12 protein-coding genes are annotated in these 15,529 nt (G+C 44.5%); 11 read left to right on the forward strand and 1 reads right to left on the reverse strand.

Annotated features, from left to right (window positions below):
• The first annotated feature begins 177 nt into the window (after positions 1-177).
• Positions 178-1,875: an ABC transporter ATP-binding protein gene (locus tag QEP08_RS04740; protein ID WP_285056269.1), complete on the forward strand. Its 1,698-nt coding sequence runs from the start codon at positions 178-180 to the stop codon at positions 1,873-1,875.
• Positions 1,865-3,640, forward strand: a complete 1,776-nt coding sequence (locus tag QEP08_RS04745) for an ABC transporter ATP-binding protein (RefSeq protein ID WP_285056270.1) — start codon at positions 1,865-1,867, stop codon at positions 3,638-3,640. The genes QEP08_RS04740 and QEP08_RS04745 overlap by 11 nt, the downstream gene beginning before the upstream one ends.
• Here the strand turns inward: QEP08_RS04745 and QEP08_RS04750 are convergent.
• Complete coding sequence (locus tag QEP08_RS04750) at positions 3,637-4,170, reverse strand: methylated-DNA--[protein]-cysteine S-methyltransferase (RefSeq protein ID WP_285056272.1); 534 nt, start codon at positions 4,168-4,170, stop codon at positions 3,637-3,639. The genes QEP08_RS04745 and QEP08_RS04750 overlap by 4 nt on opposite strands.
• Positions 4,171-4,357: 187 nt before the next feature.
• On the opposite strand from QEP08_RS04750, the gene QEP08_RS04755 reads away from it, so the two are divergent.
• The 9 genes from QEP08_RS04755 (at position 4,358) to QEP08_RS04790 (ending at position 15,501) form a co-directional block, all read left to right on the forward strand.
• Positions 4,358-5,692, forward strand: a complete 1,335-nt coding sequence (locus QEP08_RS04755; RefSeq protein WP_285056274.1) for a sigma-54-dependent transcriptional regulator — start codon at positions 4,358-4,360, stop codon at positions 5,690-5,692.
• A 258-nt stretch (positions 5,693-5,950) separates the two neighbouring features.
• Positions 5,951-6,028: a potassium-transporting ATPase subunit F gene (locus tag QEP08_RS20900; protein WP_431844604.1), complete on the forward strand. Its 78-nt coding sequence runs from the start codon at positions 5,951-5,953 to the stop codon at positions 6,026-6,028.
• Positions 6,029-6,037: 9 nt separating this feature from the next.
• Positions 6,038-7,756: a potassium-transporting ATPase subunit KdpA gene (kdpA, locus tag QEP08_RS04760; RefSeq protein WP_285056275.1), complete on the forward strand. Its 1,719-nt coding sequence runs from the start codon at positions 6,038-6,040 to the stop codon at positions 7,754-7,756.
• A 16-nt stretch (positions 7,757-7,772) separates the two neighbouring features.
• Positions 7,773-9,803, forward strand: a complete 2,031-nt coding sequence (gene kdpB / locus QEP08_RS04765; RefSeq protein ID WP_285056277.1) for a potassium-transporting ATPase subunit KdpB — start codon at positions 7,773-7,775, stop codon at positions 9,801-9,803.
• A 22-nt stretch (positions 9,804-9,825) separates the two neighbouring features.
• Positions 9,826-10,392 (forward strand): potassium-transporting ATPase subunit KdpC, encoded by a 567-nt coding sequence (gene kdpC, locus QEP08_RS04770; protein ID WP_285056279.1) that lies wholly within the window; start codon positions 9,826-9,828, stop codon positions 10,390-10,392.
• A gap of 37 nt (positions 10,393-10,429) precedes the next feature.
• Entirely contained in the window at positions 10,430-11,503 is a 1,074-nt protein-coding gene (locus QEP08_RS04775) for a porin (protein WP_285056281.1), read from the forward strand.
• Positions 11,504-11,644: 141 nt separating this feature from the next.
• Entirely contained in the window at positions 11,645-12,775 is a 1,131-nt protein-coding gene (locus QEP08_RS04780; protein ID WP_285056283.1) for a sensor protein KdpD, read from the forward strand.
• A gap of 92 nt (positions 12,776-12,867) precedes the next feature.
• Positions 12,868-14,625: a HAMP domain-containing sensor histidine kinase gene (locus tag QEP08_RS04785; RefSeq protein ID WP_285056285.1), complete on the forward strand. Its 1,758-nt coding sequence runs from the start codon at positions 12,868-12,870 to the stop codon at positions 14,623-14,625.
• A 192-nt stretch (positions 14,626-14,817) separates the two neighbouring features.
• Positions 14,818-15,501: a Crp/Fnr family transcriptional regulator gene (locus tag QEP08_RS04790; protein WP_285056287.1), complete on the forward strand. Its 684-nt coding sequence runs from the start codon at positions 14,818-14,820 to the stop codon at positions 15,499-15,501.
• Positions 15,502-15,529: the final 28 nt, after the last annotated feature.

The following is a 15,529-nucleotide window of genomic DNA, read 5'->3' on the forward strand; positions in this document are numbered from 1 at the left end:
AATATACGAATATTTAATGTATAGTCCATGTTTTTTCATGAAAACGTGGACTATAGGTGGACTATACGTGGAGTATAGGTGGACTATGGCAAAGCAATGTGTCTATTGTCCTTTACTTGATTTACTAAAGAAGGTTGAGCAATGGGATCATGGAAGGTAAATCGTTAACTTAGCGCCATGCTAAAAATGTTAAAGCCTTATCAGGGCATTATTTCATTATTGCTGTTATTAGCCCTTCTGGGTAATGGACTCAGTTTACTCTTGCCTAAGATCATTGGAAGTGTCATAGATGGTTTGAATCATCATCAGTTTTCAATGAACAAAGCTATGCTGCAGTTTTCGGGTATCACGGTATTGGTTTTTATATTGGGATATGTCCAGAGCCTGGTCCAGATTTACGCTTCTGAAAATGTAGCACGAGATCTGCGTACCAAACTCGCGTCAAAAATCTCGAAACAAAGCACGGTCTTTATAGACCAGGAAAGCCCTGCCAAACTATTGACCAACCTGACTTCTGATGTTGAGGGGATAAAACAGTTCGTTGCTCAGGCAATAGTCTCTATTTTGTCCTCCCTGGTGATCATCGTCGGCGCGGCCATACTGCTCTTTAGCATAGACTGGGAGCTCGGACTGATCGTGATCCTGATTACCTCCACCATTGGCGTCAGTTTTTTTCTGGTACTAAAAAAAGTAAAACTTCATTATAAAAAAAGCAGAGAGGTAATAGACAGGTTAAACAAGATCATCAATGAAAGTATTTTAGGCGCTTTTTTGGTGCGGGTTGTCAATTCGCAGGCCCTGGAATATGATAAGTTTTTAGAAGCCAGCGTAAAAGGGAAGGATTTGGGGCTGACTATACTCCGCCTTTTTGCATGGCTCATTCCCATCATCACTTTTACCGCCAGTATCGCTGCCCTTGTCATTCTGGCTTATGGCGGCCATTTGGTCATTACCGACAGGATGAGTATAGGAGATCTGGCAGCATTCAACAGTTACCTGGCGATGCTGATCTTCCCGATCATCGTCATTGGCTTTATGAGCAATGTAATTGTACAGGCTACCGTTTCTTACGGCCGGATCAGCAAGGTACTGGATGCTGAAGATATTTCGGATGCAGGTGTGGTTGATATTGAACTGAGCGGAGAGATCGAAGTGGAAAATCTGAATCTGGATTATTCCGGAAAAAGTGTGTTGAAAGACATCAGCTTTTCTATATCTCCCGGCTCAAAAGTTGCGATAGTCGGACCTACTGTAGCCGGAAAAACTCAATTGCTGCAATTGCTGGCAGGGATGACCAGGGCAGACAGCGGGCAGATCAGGTTTAACGGGCATCCGCTTCAGGATTTTAAACAAGATGCTTTTTACAGGCAGCTGGCATTTGTATTCCAGGACAGCGTGATGTTCAATATGAGCATAAGGGAAAATATTGCTTTTAGTGAGCTCGTAACCGATGAATCCCTAAAATTGGCGATTGCCAGTGCTGAACTCAGCACATTCATTGATTCAATGCCTGATGGATTAGACACCGTAGTTTCTGAAAGGGGGTTGAGTTTATCAGGCGGACAAAAACAGCGCATTATGCTGGCCAGGGCACTGGCCATAAACCCCCGCATCTTACTGCTGGATGATTTTACGGCCCGGGTCGACCAGCAGACAGAAAAAAAGATCCTGCAAAATATTCAGCGAAATTATCCTTTTATCACTTTGATATCGGTAACGCAAAAGATCGCCGCCATTGAAGATTACGATCAGGTCATACTCATGATGCAGGGCGAAGTGTTGGATAAGGGGACGCACATTGAACTGATGCGGCGCAGCCCTGAATACGTTCAGATCTATAATTCACAACTTAGTACAAGCAATTATGAACTATAACCTGAATATAGAAAAAGAGGGCAAGGTAAAGAAACCGGTTTATAAGGAACTGACAGGCCTGCTTGAAGTTGCGGGTGATGAAAAGCGGACGATCGTTTTTGCACTGCTGCTCATGCTGGTCAATACAAGCATCAATTTATCCGGTCCGCTGATTGTTGGTTACACCATTGACCATTATATTCAGACCAAGCAATTCAGCGGAGTTTTGTTATTTTCCGGCATATTGCTGTCTATGTATTTTGTCGTGTTTGGCGGCAGTTACCTGCAGACACGATTGATGGGAGGCGCAGCGCAACGGATCGTATTTGCTTTGCGGAATGCGGTATTTCATAAGATTCAGCAATTGCCGGTTGCCTTCTTTAATCAAAATAAAGCGGGCGACCTGATTTCCAGGGTAAACACAGATACCGAAAGGCTAAATCAGTTTTTCTCGCAGGGCCTGCTCCAGTTTTTGAGCAGTATTTTTATGCTGATCGCCGCGGGCTCATTTATGCTGATCATTAATTTTAGGCTAGGAGCGGTTACTGTTTTTCCGGCCCTGTGCATTTGGCTGTTCGTGAACAGGTTGTCGCCATGGGTTAGAAAAAGGAATGCTGCTAACTTAAAAAGTGTAGGCATGATGAGTGCAGAGATACAGGAAAGCCTGAATAATTTTAAAGTGGTGGTGGCTTTTAACCGTCGTGATTATTTCAGAAAAAGGTTTGATGCTGCAAACCAGCAGAACTATAAGACCGCCACGGGCGCCGGTATTGCCAATACTGTTTTTATGCCGGTGTTTAGTTTGTTTTCCAATATTGCACAATTGCTGGTATTGATCTATGGGGTATACTTAATTAAGAATGGAAACCTGACCATTGGTCTGCTGATCAGTTATATCGCTTATGCCAATAATTTTTATAATCCGATAAGACAGCTGGCTACATTGTGGACCAGTTTTCAGACCGCTTTGGCTTCCTGGGACAGAATATCCGGGATGTTGGCATTGGACAATGACCTGCATGTAGTTGAGACAAGTGAAAACATATCTTCTGAATCCCATCTCCCATCTGCGGTACTCGAATTCCGGGGGGTACATTTTGGGTATCCGGGAGGCCGGGAGATTTTGCATGGAATCGATTTTTTACTGGAAAGGGGGAAGATGTATGCTTTTGTGGGCCCAACAGGTGGTGGGAAGACAACTACAGCTTCACTGATGGCAAGATTGTATGATCCCCTGGAAGGTACGGTGTTATTGAGAGGCCGCGACATCAGGTCCTATACCCATGCAGAGCGTACTCAAAAAATAGGTTTCATATTGCAGGAGCCGCTGCTGTTTACCGGAACGGTGAAAGAAAACATTTTGTACGGCAATGACCTGTACACGACGCCGGATGACCCTGCATTTTTAAAAGTCATTGAAGAGGCTGGCCTGGCTGAATTGCTTTCGGTGTTTGACCAGGGGCTGAATACGGAGGTAAAATCCGGTGGTGAACACATGAGTTTGGGTCAAAAGCAGCTCATTGCCTTTATGAGGGCCTTCCTGCGCAAACCCGAATTGCTGATCTTAGATGAGGCCACGGCAAATATTGATACCATTACAGAGCAAATGCTGGGCAGGATATTAGAAAAACTGCCCAAAGAAACCACTTTAGTGGTGATCGCTCACCGGTTAAATACTATTGAAAATGCCGATGAGATCTATTTTGTAAACTCAGGGGATGTGGTACAGGCAGGATCGTTCGATGACGCTGTTGATAAACTGATGAGCGGGAAGCGGCTGAGTTAAAATAAAGACCCTTCAGGAACCCCTGAGTTTTCTCGTTCAAATTTCAGCAGCCATTTTTTCTTGTCTATTCCGGCGGCATATCCGGTCATATTTCCATCACTGCCAATCACACGATGACAGGGTACGATGATGGCCAGACGATTGCGGCCATTTGTTGATGCAATTGCACGGATTGCTTTGGGATTGTTCATCATTTCTGCCTGTTCTTTATAAGAGCAGGTTTTTCCGTAAGGGATTTCCTGCAGTGTTTTCCATACCGCTTGCGCAAATTCATTTCCTGGTGTGTGGAGGGGCACAGAGAAAGATTTTCTTTTTCCCTCAAAATACTCGCTTAATTCTTTTTCCAGCTGATCCAGATGCTGATTCCTGCCCGGCTGCATCGTAGCATTGAGCAGGCGCTGCAATTCACTAAACTCCTTTTCTAACCGGATGCGGTTCGTGAATTCCAAAAGGCAGACCCCCTCAGCTGTCGCACCGGCCAGCATAGGGCCCAGTGGAGTAGAGAATTCGGTCATATTTATTATTTCCATGATGCTCCATTATTTATGACCTAAAGTTACAATACTCGGAAATGAAATGAAACCCGTTTCTTGCCTTTCTTTCACCCCAGGTACAGTGCCGCACAAGAATACGCTTATTTTAAATGGCAACTGATTTAAAAATACCTCATATTTGAATGGCTCTTAGGACCCATCTATTAAAAAAGAAAAACAGATTATGCAAAATAGTGTCCTGATCATTGATGATGAGAAAAAGATCTGCAGCCTGCTCGCCCGTATTATTGAACTGGAAGGGTTTAAAGTTTTCCAGGCCAACTCCGGCAAGGAAGGCCTGAAGATCCTTAAGGCAGAAGATATCCTGGTGGTGGTAAGTGACGTGAAGCTCCCCGACTTCAATGGAGTTGAGTTGGTGAACGAGATTAAAAAGATCAGGCCGGTTGCAGAGGTGATCAACCTGACCGCCTTTGGTACCATTGCAGACGGTGTAATGGCAATGCGCAACGGTGCCTTTGATTACATCACCAAGGGCGATGACAATGACAAGATCATCCCGCTGATTTATAAGGCTATGGACAAAGCCAAACTGAATGCCCGGGTTTATGAACTGGAAAATCAGATCAGCAGGAAGTTTAACTTTGATTCGATCCTTGGCAAATCCAAAACTCTAAAAGAAGCCGTCGCACTCGCACGCCGCGTAGCGGGCACCAACACCACTGTGCTGCTTTTAGGAGAGACCGGTACCGGTAAAGAGGTATTTGCACAGGCCATCCATCATGAAAGTCCCAGAAGGGCAAAGCCGTTTGTTGCAGTGAACTGCAGTGGTTTTAATCCTGAGCTGCTGGAAAGTGAATTGTTTGGTTACAAAGCCGGGGCCTTTACGGGAGCTGCCAAAGATAAAAGAGGACTACTTGATGAAGCCAATGAAGGTACGATATTCCTGGATGAGATCGGTGAATTGAACCTTGATCTCCAGGCCAAGCTGCTTAGGGTACTCGAGAATCAAACTTATATCAAGATAGGCGATACCCAAACCACCCAGGTAAACGTAAGGATCATTGCCGCAACCAACAGGGACCTCAAAGCCGAAGCTGAAGCCGGGAAGTTCCGGCTGGACTTATTTTACAGGCTTTCGGTATTTTCGATCGAACTGCCGCCGCTATCGCACAGGAGGGAAGATATTCTGCCGATCGCTATGCATTACCTCGCTGAATTTACCGCTAAGGTAAACAAGCCGGAATTTAGTGTTGACAAGGAATTTATACGGTTGCTGACCAACCACAACTGGAAAGGAAACATCAGGGAACTCAAAAACGTGATGGAACGTGTAGTGATTTTGGCTGATAATGGATTAATTACCTCTAACCTGCTGCCTTTCGAATTTCACACGGAGGCCAGGGCTGCAGATCCGATGAACATGCAGGATGTGGAAAAACAGCACATCATCAAAGTACTGAAATATACCGGTGGCAATAAAACGGAAACTTCAAGGCTGTTGGGTATTGGGCTGACTACCTTATACCGCAAGATTGAAGAATATAAAATAGAGGCTTAGCCCATTAACCCATTATGAAAAAGACCCTTCCATTTTGGAAGGGTCTTTTTGTTTAAATGTTGTCCGATGATTTTTTTTGTGATTTAAATATCAGATAATGAGCGTGTTGCTTGTTTATTTCGGAATATGGCACCAGGATTGGCATAGGCATATCAAAAATAAAAATATCATGCTAACAATCGTATTATTTCTGACCCTGCTGATACTCTGCCGGGTAATTTACAAATCCATCGACTGGTTCGAAAAAATCTAAAAATTATGATCGCATTATTCATTATCGCAATCGCCGTCTTCATTTACATGATCTACGTGCTGGTTAAACCCGAAAAATTTTAATTAAACACCATGAACACTGAATTATTTGGAATCATAGCTACCTACCTGCTCACATTGATGATCGCTATTCCACTGGGCAAGTACCTGGCTAAGGTATTTGCCGGAGAAAAGGTCTGGTCAGACTTTTTACAACCTTTTGAATCCGGGATCTTCAAGCTCTCAGGTATCAACCCTAAAGAAGAGATGAACTGGAAGCAGCATATGAAAGCGCTGCTGACTATTAACCTGGTCTGGCTGGTTTACGGTTTCTTCGTCCTGATTTACCAGGATAAATTACCGCTAAACCCTGACGGCAATCCGGGAATGAGTCCTGATCTGTCCTTCAATACGATCATCAGCTTTGTGGTCAACTGTAATCTGCAGCATTATTCCGGAGAAAGTGGACTAACCTATCTTACTCAGCACTTTGTAGTGATGTTCCTTCAATTTACAAGCGCTGCAACAGGTATAGCTGCAGCAGTTGTATTCTTTAAAGCCTTTAGGGATAAGACAACCGTTAAACTGGGCAACTTCTGGGATTTCTTTGTAAAGTCCATCACCCGGCTGTTGCTGCCCCTGTCATTAGTTGTTGCATTGATTCTTGCATTTAATGGCACACCAACAAGCTATGAGGCGAAAGATCAGTTCATTTCTGTTCAGGGAGATACTGTAAATGTATCCAGGGGTCCTGCTGCGGGTATGATTGCAATCAAACATTTGGGAACAAATGGCGGCGGCTGGTTTGGAGTCAACTCGGCACACCCTTTAGAGAACCCAAACTACCTGACTAATATGGTTGAGCTTATTGCGCAGGTAATCATTCCCATTGCAATGGTGGTCGCCTTTGGTATATTCATCCGGCGCAGAAAGTTGAGCTGGATGATTTTCGGCGTCATGACAATTGGTATGCTGCTGCTCCTTATCCCGACCATCAGTTCTGAACTTGGTGGAAACCCTGCAATTGCGAAAATGGGTATTTCACAGGCTACAGGCGCAATGGAAGGTAAAGAAGTCCGTTTCGGGCCGGCCATATCCGCTTACTGGAGTACGGTAACAACCATCATATCAACTGGCTCGGTAAACAGCATGCACGACAGTACAATGCCATTAACAGGTATGTGGCAATTATTGGGTATGATGATCAACTCATTCTATGGTGGTTGCGGAGTCGGTGTGCTGAACTATTTCATTTACCTGATTATCGCAGTATTTATATCAGGACTGATGGTTGGAAGAACACCGGAATTCCTTGGACATAAGGTAGAAGCCAGGGAAGTAAAAATAGCTGCGCTGATTACCCTTTTAAGTCCATTTCTAATACTTGCAGGAACAGCAATCGCCAATTATGTATTTACCAATCATGGTACTGCAGATTGGGCTGTACAACCTCAAAACTGGTTAAATAACCCTCGCTTTCATGGCTTCTCGGAAATGCTGTATGAAGTGACTTCTTCAAACGCCAACAATGGATCAGGTTTTGAAGGCTTGGGAGACAACAACATCCTTTGGAACGTGTTGACAGGTTTTGTGCTGCTATTGGGACGTTTCCTGCCGATCATAGGCCCTATAGCCATTGCCGGCTTGCTGGGTGCTAAAAAATACATACCTGAGTCTGCCGGTACATTGAAAACAGACACGCTGACTTTTGGTCTGATGACTTTTGCGGTGATCATTGTTTTGAACGCCCTTTCTTATTTTCCTGCGCTGGCTTTAGGGCCACTGGCAGAATATTTTACCATGCTTAAATAATTAAACAAAACTTAAGATGAAAACATCATCAAATAAATTATTTGAACCGGCTTTAGTGCAAACTGCACTGAAACAGTCCTTCATCAAGCTTGACCCCAGGGTGATGATCAAAAATCCGGTCATGTTTACTGTAGAGATCGGTACGGTCATTATGGCTTACGTAACAATATATTCTTTGAGCAATCCCGGACAAGGATCTCCTGCTTACAATTTTATCATTTTCCTGATCCTGCTGCTTACCGTACTCTTTGCTAATTTCGCTGAGGCTATTGCCGAGGCAAGAGGAAAAGCACAGGCAGACTCTTTAAGAAAAACAAGGGAGGAAACGCCCGCGAAAGTTGTACTCGCTGGCGGAAAAATCGAAACACGGTCGTCTTCCTTATTGAAAAAAGGTGATGTGTTTATCTGCGAAGCAGGTGACACCATCCCTGCGGATGGAGAGATCATTGAAGGTATTGCAACGATTGATGAATCTGCCATTACCGGTGAATCTGCTCCGGTGATCCGCGAATCAGGCGGCGATAAATCATCGGTTACCGGAGGTACCAAAGTGCTCTCAGACCAGATCAAGGTACAGGTCAACACCCAGCCGGGTGAAAGCTTCCTGGATAAAATGATTGCTCTTGTTGAAGGAGCATCACGTCAGAAAACGCCCAACGAGATTGCTTTGACCATTTTGCTGGCAAGTTTCACACTGGTATTTATTATCGTGTGTGTGACTTTAAAACCATTTGCGGACTACGCGAATACCCCAATTACGATTGCTGCGCTGATCTCACTGTTTGTGTGTTTGATCCCTACCACTATCGGCGGCCTGCTCTCGGCCATCGGTATTGCTGGTATGGACAGGGCATTAAGGGCTAATGTGATCACTAAATCAGGTAAAGCGGTTGAGACCGCAGGTGACATCGATGTCTTATTGCTCGACAAAACAGGAACGATCACGATAGGTAATCGTAAAGCCACCAGTTTTTACCCTGCCCCCGGAGTGGCGATGAAGGCTTTTATCGAAGCCTGCGTGATGAGTTCTCTGGCAGACGAAACCCCTGAAGGTAAATCCATCATTGAGCTGGCAGTGGTACAAGGCCACAAAGTAGTGCCTGCTCCAGCAGGATCTGCGTTCATCAAATTTACTGCCGAGACACGTTCCAGCGGTCTGGATGCCACGGATGGTAAGAGAATACGTAAGGGAGCATTTGACTCCATCCGCAATATGGTGCTCCTGGCCGGAAATCCATTTCCTCCGGAAACAGAAGAACAGATCAAAAAAATTTCCAGCAACGGAGGTACACCGCTTGTGGTTGCGGTCAATGAAAAAACAATGGGGGTGATTGAACTGCAGGATATCATTAAACCCGGCATTAGCGAGCGTTTTGAGCGTCTGCGCAAAATGGGCGTAAAAACGGTAATGGTGACAGGGGATAACCCGCTTACGGCAAAATTCATCGCAGACAAAGCGGGGGTAGATGATTTTATTGCTGAAGCCAAACCTGAAGATAAAATGAATTACATTAAGGAAGAGCAGGCATTGGGTAAGTTGGTTGCAATGATGGGCGATGGAACCAACGATGCCCCTGCTCTTGCACAGGCTGATGTGGGTGTGGCCATGAACAGTGGTACACAGGCAGCTAAAGAAGCAGGAAATATGGTGGATTTGGATAACGATCCGACCAAATTGATCGAGATCGTAGAGATCGGTAAACAGCTTCTGATCACCAGGGGTACCCTAACCACCTTCTCTATTGCCAATGACGTGGCCAAATACTTCGCCATTGTACCGGCCTTGTTCATTGCCTCAATTCCGGCACTGCAAAGTTTAAACATCATGGGCCTGCACAGTCCGGAAAGTGCCATCCTGTCTGCGGTGATCTTCAATGCGATCATCATCCCGATCCTGATCCCCCTGGCCCTGAAAGGGGTGGAATATAAACCAATCGGCGCTAGTGCATTATTACGCAGGAACCTGCTGATCTACGGCCTGGGAGGGGTCATTGCACCCTTCATCGGGATCAAAATAATCGATTTACTGGTAGGCTTATTTGTATAAGCCTCAATAAAATATAGAAATCATGAAAAAGTACATCTTACAATCTATACGCTTAACCGCAGTTTTAATGGTACTGCTTTGCGTTATTTATCCGCTTATCGTCGCCTTTGCCGGTGTTTTTTCTAACGGCGATGGAGGTGGTGAAAAAATCACCAAAAATGAAAAAGTTGTGGGTTATGCCTTAATTGGCCAGTCCTTTACCAGACCGGAGTATTTCTGGGGCAGGCCTTCCGCTGTGGATTATAATGCAGCTGGATCTGGAGGTTCCAATAAAGGAGCTTCGAATCCGGATTATCTTAAGCAGGTTTCCGGCAGGATTGATACACTGCTGAAATATAACCCGTCGATCACCAAAGCAGATATCCCGGCTGACCTGATTACTGCATCTGGAAGCGGACTTGATCCGGATATTTCTGAGCAGGGTGCCATTACCCAGATCAAAAGGATAGCTGCTTACCGTAAGCTGGACGAAAAATTGGTTGCCGAACTGGTGGTCAAAAATACTGAAGGACCGCTGTTTGGGCTATTTGGACCTTCAAAGGTAAATGTATTAAAGCTGAACCTTGCTTTGGATGAATTAAAGAAATAATCCGGTCCATTAGAGAATAAATAATTACCATAAATATATGAAATCAATATTATTATTAGTTGCAGCATTAACAACCGGATCGATTGCCTACGCACAGGAAGAGCAGCCTGAAATCAAAGTGAGCGGGTACCTGGAAACTTATTTCGGATACGACTTCAATAAACCCGCCGACAACAACAGGCCCGGCTTCATCTATTCCCATAACCGCCACAACGAAGCCAACTTAAATCTTGGCTTTATCAAAGGCAGCTATGAAAATGGAATGATCAGGGCAAATCTGGCAGTGATGGCCGGAACATATTCAAACACAAACCTCGCCGCAGAGCCGGGCGTATTGAAAAACATTTTTGAAGCCAACGCAGGAGTGAAACTTTCGAAGTCTGTCAACCTTTGGCTGGATGCCGGTGTTTTCTCTTCCCACATTGGTTTTGAAAGTGCCGTTTCTAAAGATTGTTGGGTATTGACCAGGAATATCTCTTCTGAAAATACGCCTTATTATGAATCCGGCGCGAAACTGACCTACGGCACAAATGATGGTAAATTTACCGCGGCTGCTTTATATCTGAACGGCTGGCAACGGATCATGCGTCAAAGCGGAAACAGCCAGCCAGCCGGCGGTTTGCAACTGAGCTGGAAACCCACTAGTAAAATTACCGTCAATTATAGCAATTACCTGGGAACAGAAGGAGCAGATTCAATACGCGTAAGACGCTTTTACCACAATGTATATGGCATATTCCAGGTTACAGACCAGTTTGGTCTCACCCTGGGCTTTGATTACGGGACCCAGCAAAAAGCAAAAGAAGCGGATGATAAAAACGAAGTGTTGTCTCCTGTTGCAATTGCACAGTACAAGATCAGCAGCAAATGGGCCATAGCCGGAAGGATAGAATATTATGAAGACAAAAATGGGGTCTTGATAGCTACCGGCACGCCAAACGGTTTCAAGACTACCGGTTATTCATTAAATTTAGATTATGCACCGATCAGCAACGCAGTAGTACGCCTGGAAGGAAAAATGTACAGTAGTCAGGATAAAATATTTGTAAGGGATCTGAATCCGGTTGATAATAATGCGGTATTGACCGCAAGTATAGCGGTTTCCTTTTAGAAAATGTAGCAATGGTATCTGAATATTCAAAGAACCCTTTACTAAGATTAATCCTGTGCGCGGCAGCAGGATTAATCTTGCGATTATATGGTGTCCGGTAGAAAAAGATATGTTGTTTTAGAATGGTAAATTTAATAAATAATGGAGCAAGACGATAAAGCAGGATCTGTAAAAAAATTCCTCGATCTGGTCAAGAAATCCAGAAGGGGAAAATTTAAGGTGTACATCGGCATGAGCGCGGGTGTGGGCAAGACTTACCGCATGCTGCAGGAGGCCCACGCGTTACTGAAAAATGGCATCGATATACAGATCGGCTATATTGAAACGCATAACCGGGCCGAAACGCATGCACTTTTACATGGCATTCCGCTGATTCCCAGGAGGAAGATCTTCTATAAAGGCAAGGAGCTGGAAGAAATGGATGCCCATGCGATTATCAACATCCATCCCGAAGTGGTTATCGTTGATGAGCTGGCCCATACCAATGTGGAAGGCAGCAAGAACGGCAAGCGCTGGCAAGATGTAAGCGACATCCTTGATGCCGGGATCAGTGTGATCTCCGCGGTGAATATCCAGCATCTGGAGAGCATGAACGAAGAGATCGAGACCATTACAGGTATCCCGATTACGGAGCGGATCCCGGATAAGATTCTGGAGACAGCCGATGAAATCGTCAACATAGACTTAACTGCCGATGAGTTGATAGACAGGCTTAGGACCGGAAAGATCTACGATCAGACTAAGATCAAGCGTGCTTTGGACAACTTCTTTCAACCGGAGAGGATCCTGCAACTCCGTGAGCTGGCGCTGAAAGAAGTGGCGCACCACCTGGAAAGAAAGATCAGTTTGGAAGTACCCAAACAGATCAAACTCCGGCCGGAAAAGTTCCTTGCCTGTATTTCCACCAATCATCAAACGGCAAAGGTCATCATCAGGAAAACGGCGAGACTAGCCTCTTATTACCGTTCGCCATGGATTGTACTCTATGTTCAGCGCAGCCATGAAGGTGGTGACAGAATTAAGCTTGACCTGCAGCGTCACCTGATCAACAATTTCAAACTGGCCACAGAACTAGGTGCGGAAGTACTCAAAGTAAAAAGTGAAGATGTCACAGAGACGATCACCAGGATTGCGGCAGAGAAAGAAATCACGACGATCTGCATCGGGAAGCCGCACCTCAGCCTTTTTCAGGTCATTATGCGAACGGCTATATTTAATAAATTACTAAAAAACATAACAGAAACAGAAACTGACCTGGTAATCCTTTCCTAAAACAATTATACAATGAACGATAATTCAAAATGCCATGAAACCACCAAGATCTTACAGGTGAATAATGAAATGAAAGAACAAACACAAAACAGATGAAAATAAAAACTAAACTTCGCCTGGGATTCGGATTCTTATTTACCATAGTAATCTTTTTCGGTGCCATTTCACTGCACTATATGAATAAAATTTCGATAAGTTCCAGAATTATCCTCAAGGACAATTATGAAACGCTGAAATATGTCCGGGAAATGAGGACGATACTCGACAACAATGATTTGCCGCTTTCTGAAATTGCCAGCTCGAAAATGGTCGCTCAGCTGAGTCTGGAAAAAAACAATATTACTGAGCAGGGGGAGGGGCAGGCCGTAGCTGCCCTGATAAAAGCTTTTGATGAGTTAAAAGCCTCAGGAACTGATGCGGCCGCCGGGCGCGAGGCTCTGCGGAAAATGCGTCTGCAGCTCAGGGTCATTGATGAACTGAACATGAGTGCCATCGTGAGGAAGAATGATGCTGCCCAGGCCAGTGTAGAAAAAGCGGCTACCTATCTGATCTTCGCTGCATCCCTGTGTTTCATCTTCCTGTTCTCATTCAGTGTCAGCTTTCCGGGCTTTGTCGCCGATCCGCTCCGGGAATTTTCTGAAGCCATCAAGGCGATTAGCAGTAAAAATTATAAGCAACGCCTGGAGTTTAAAGGTAATGATGAATTTGCGGAACTTGCAAAGGAATTCAATGCGATGACTACTCAGCTCAACAAATGGGAAAACAGTAACCTGGCCAAACTGCAGTCTGAAAAATTGAGGATCGAAGCCATTATCGGGCAGATGCGGGATGCAATCATTGGCCTGAATGAAAATAAGGAAGTTTTGTTTTTAAACCAGGTAGCTGTACAGTTGCTCAATATAGATGAAAAAGATGCGGTTGGCACCAGTGCACTGGAACTGATGAAAAAAAATGACCTGCTGAACACGGTGATCCGGGTACAAGATGATACAAAACTTGTGAAAATTTATGCCGATGGCAAGGAATCCTATTTTAAGCTGGAACGCCGGGAGATCATGGTTCCTTTTGTTGATGACCAGCAGGAAAATGTGATCAAAGAAGCCAGAAGGGCAGCAGGTGAAGTATACATCCTTAAAAATGTAACCGAGTACAAAGAACTGGACGAAGCCAAGACAAATTTCATTGCTACAGTTTCTCATGAACTCAAGACCCCTATTTCCTCAATCAAGATGAGCCTGAAACTACTGGATGATGAGCGGGTCGGCGGCATGAACCCTGAACAGAGGGAACTCGTGCAGCACATTAAGGAAGACTGCCGACGTTTATTGAAGATCACCAGTGAACTCCTGGATCTGGCCCAGGTAGAAACCGGGAATCTCCAATTGAACTTTGTGAAATCAGATCCAAGAAAGATTGCCATTTACGCGATGGATGCTGTAAGGTTTCAGGCTGAGCAGAAAGCCATTGAACTGGACTTGATCTGCAGGAACAATCTACCGAAAGTAAACGTCGACATCGAGAAAACAGCCTGGGTGCTGGTCAACTTTTTGTCTAATGCGCTGCGCTACAGTCCGCAAAAGTCCAGAGTGGTCGTCCAGATTATAGAGTCCGGCAACGACATTGAGTTTTCAGTACGTGATTTTGGTAAGGGAATAGATCAACAATATCAGAAACGCTTGTTCGACAGGTATTTTCAGGTGCCTACTGATGGCAACAATAAATCAGGTTCGGGACTGGGACTCGCGATTTCTAAAGACTTCATTGAAGCTGAAGGCGGAAAGATCTGGGTAGAAAGTGAGATTGGCGAAGGAAGCAGGTTTTGTTTTATATTGCCGGTTGCTACGACCTAATAATTTTTTTAATGCCTGTACAATAATATGGGATGAAGAGCGTCTATATATTGAGAGCGTTAATTTAGATAAGCGGGAATGACTGGTATGGTTATTCTCGCTTTTTTTATGCCTTTATCCCGGACAGCTGAAGTTTCATATGGCTTCTTTCAAGTAAATCAGTATTATTGTAAGGTTAAAAATCCTTGATAAATGAAGAAGCATACAAGCTGTGACATGCAGAGTTGTTTGATGTGTCAGTTGGCGTTAAAAGAATGGAAACCCGCTATAGATGCACATAAAAAAAACTTTAAGGCGAAAAAAGGAGAGCAGATCATCACCGAAGGCGAACCTGTACACGGGGTTTACTTTGTAACCAGCGGTAATGTAAAAGTTCATAAAAAATGGGGTGATAAGGAACTCATCCTTCGTTTTGCCAATCAAGGGAAGATCTTTGGTCACCGCGGACTGGGTAGTAAAAGTTCAGTATATCCGATTTCTGCTACGGCATTGGAAGAAACGACAATATGCTTCATTGATCTTGAGTTCTTTATGGCTACGCTGAAAGTAAACCATGACCTTGCTTTTAACCTGATGATGTTCTACGCAGATGAACTTCAGGAATCTGAAAAAAGAATGCGGAACCTGGCTTTAATGTCAGTAAAAAGCAGGCTGGCTGTTGCCCTGCTCAATTTGAAGGCGCAATTTGGCGTGGATGTGAACGGGTCTATTGATGTCGACATGAGCAGACAGGATCTGGCCGCCTATTCGGGTGCAACTTACGAGACCGTTTTTCGCACGATGAATGACATTATGCAGGAAAACCTGATCACTTTAAATGGTAAGCGGATTTGTATTGTCAATGAAGAAGGATTAACACATCTTACCAGTGAATGACCAGGTTTCCCGGGTTTGTCAATTGCTT

It is taken from the genome of Pedobacter ginsengisoli, assembly GCF_030244015.1.
Classification (GTDB): domain Bacteria; phylum Bacteroidota; class Bacteroidia; order Sphingobacteriales; family Sphingobacteriaceae; genus Pedobacter; species Pedobacter ginsengisoli.

Coding starts and splice junctions, on each gene's coding strand:
- QEP08_RS04740 (WP_285056269.1), top strand. CDS start 178: ATGCTAAAAATGTTAAAGCCTTATCAGGGCATTATTTCATTATTGCTG.
- QEP08_RS04745 (WP_285056270.1), top strand. CDS start 1,865: ATGAACTATAACCTGAATATAGAAAAAGAGGGCAAGGTAAAGAAACCG.
- QEP08_RS04750 (WP_285056272.1), bottom strand. CDS start 4,170: ATGGAAATAATAAATATGACCGAATTCTCTACTCCACTGGGCCCTATG.
- QEP08_RS04755 (WP_285056274.1), top strand. CDS start 4,358: ATGCAAAATAGTGTCCTGATCATTGATGATGAGAAAAAGATCTGCAGC.
- QEP08_RS20900 (WP_431844604.1), top strand. CDS start 5,951: ATGATCGCATTATTCATTATCGCAATCGCCGTCTTCATTTACATGATC.
- kdpA (WP_285056275.1), top strand. CDS start 6,038: ATGAACACTGAATTATTTGGAATCATAGCTACCTACCTGCTCACATTG.
- kdpB (WP_285056277.1), top strand. CDS start 7,773: ATGAAAACATCATCAAATAAATTATTTGAACCGGCTTTAGTGCAAACT.
- kdpC (WP_285056279.1), top strand. CDS start 9,826: ATGAAAAAGTACATCTTACAATCTATACGCTTAACCGCAGTTTTAATG.
- QEP08_RS04775 (WP_285056281.1), top strand. CDS start 10,430: ATGAAATCAATATTATTATTAGTTGCAGCATTAACAACCGGATCGATT.
- QEP08_RS04780 (WP_285056283.1), top strand. CDS start 11,645: ATGGAGCAAGACGATAAAGCAGGATCTGTAAAAAAATTCCTCGATCTG.
- QEP08_RS04785 (WP_285056285.1), top strand. CDS start 12,868: ATGAAAATAAAAACTAAACTTCGCCTGGGATTCGGATTCTTATTTACC.
- QEP08_RS04790 (WP_285056287.1), top strand. CDS start 14,818: ATGAAGAAGCATACAAGCTGTGACATGCAGAGTTGTTTGATGTGTCAG.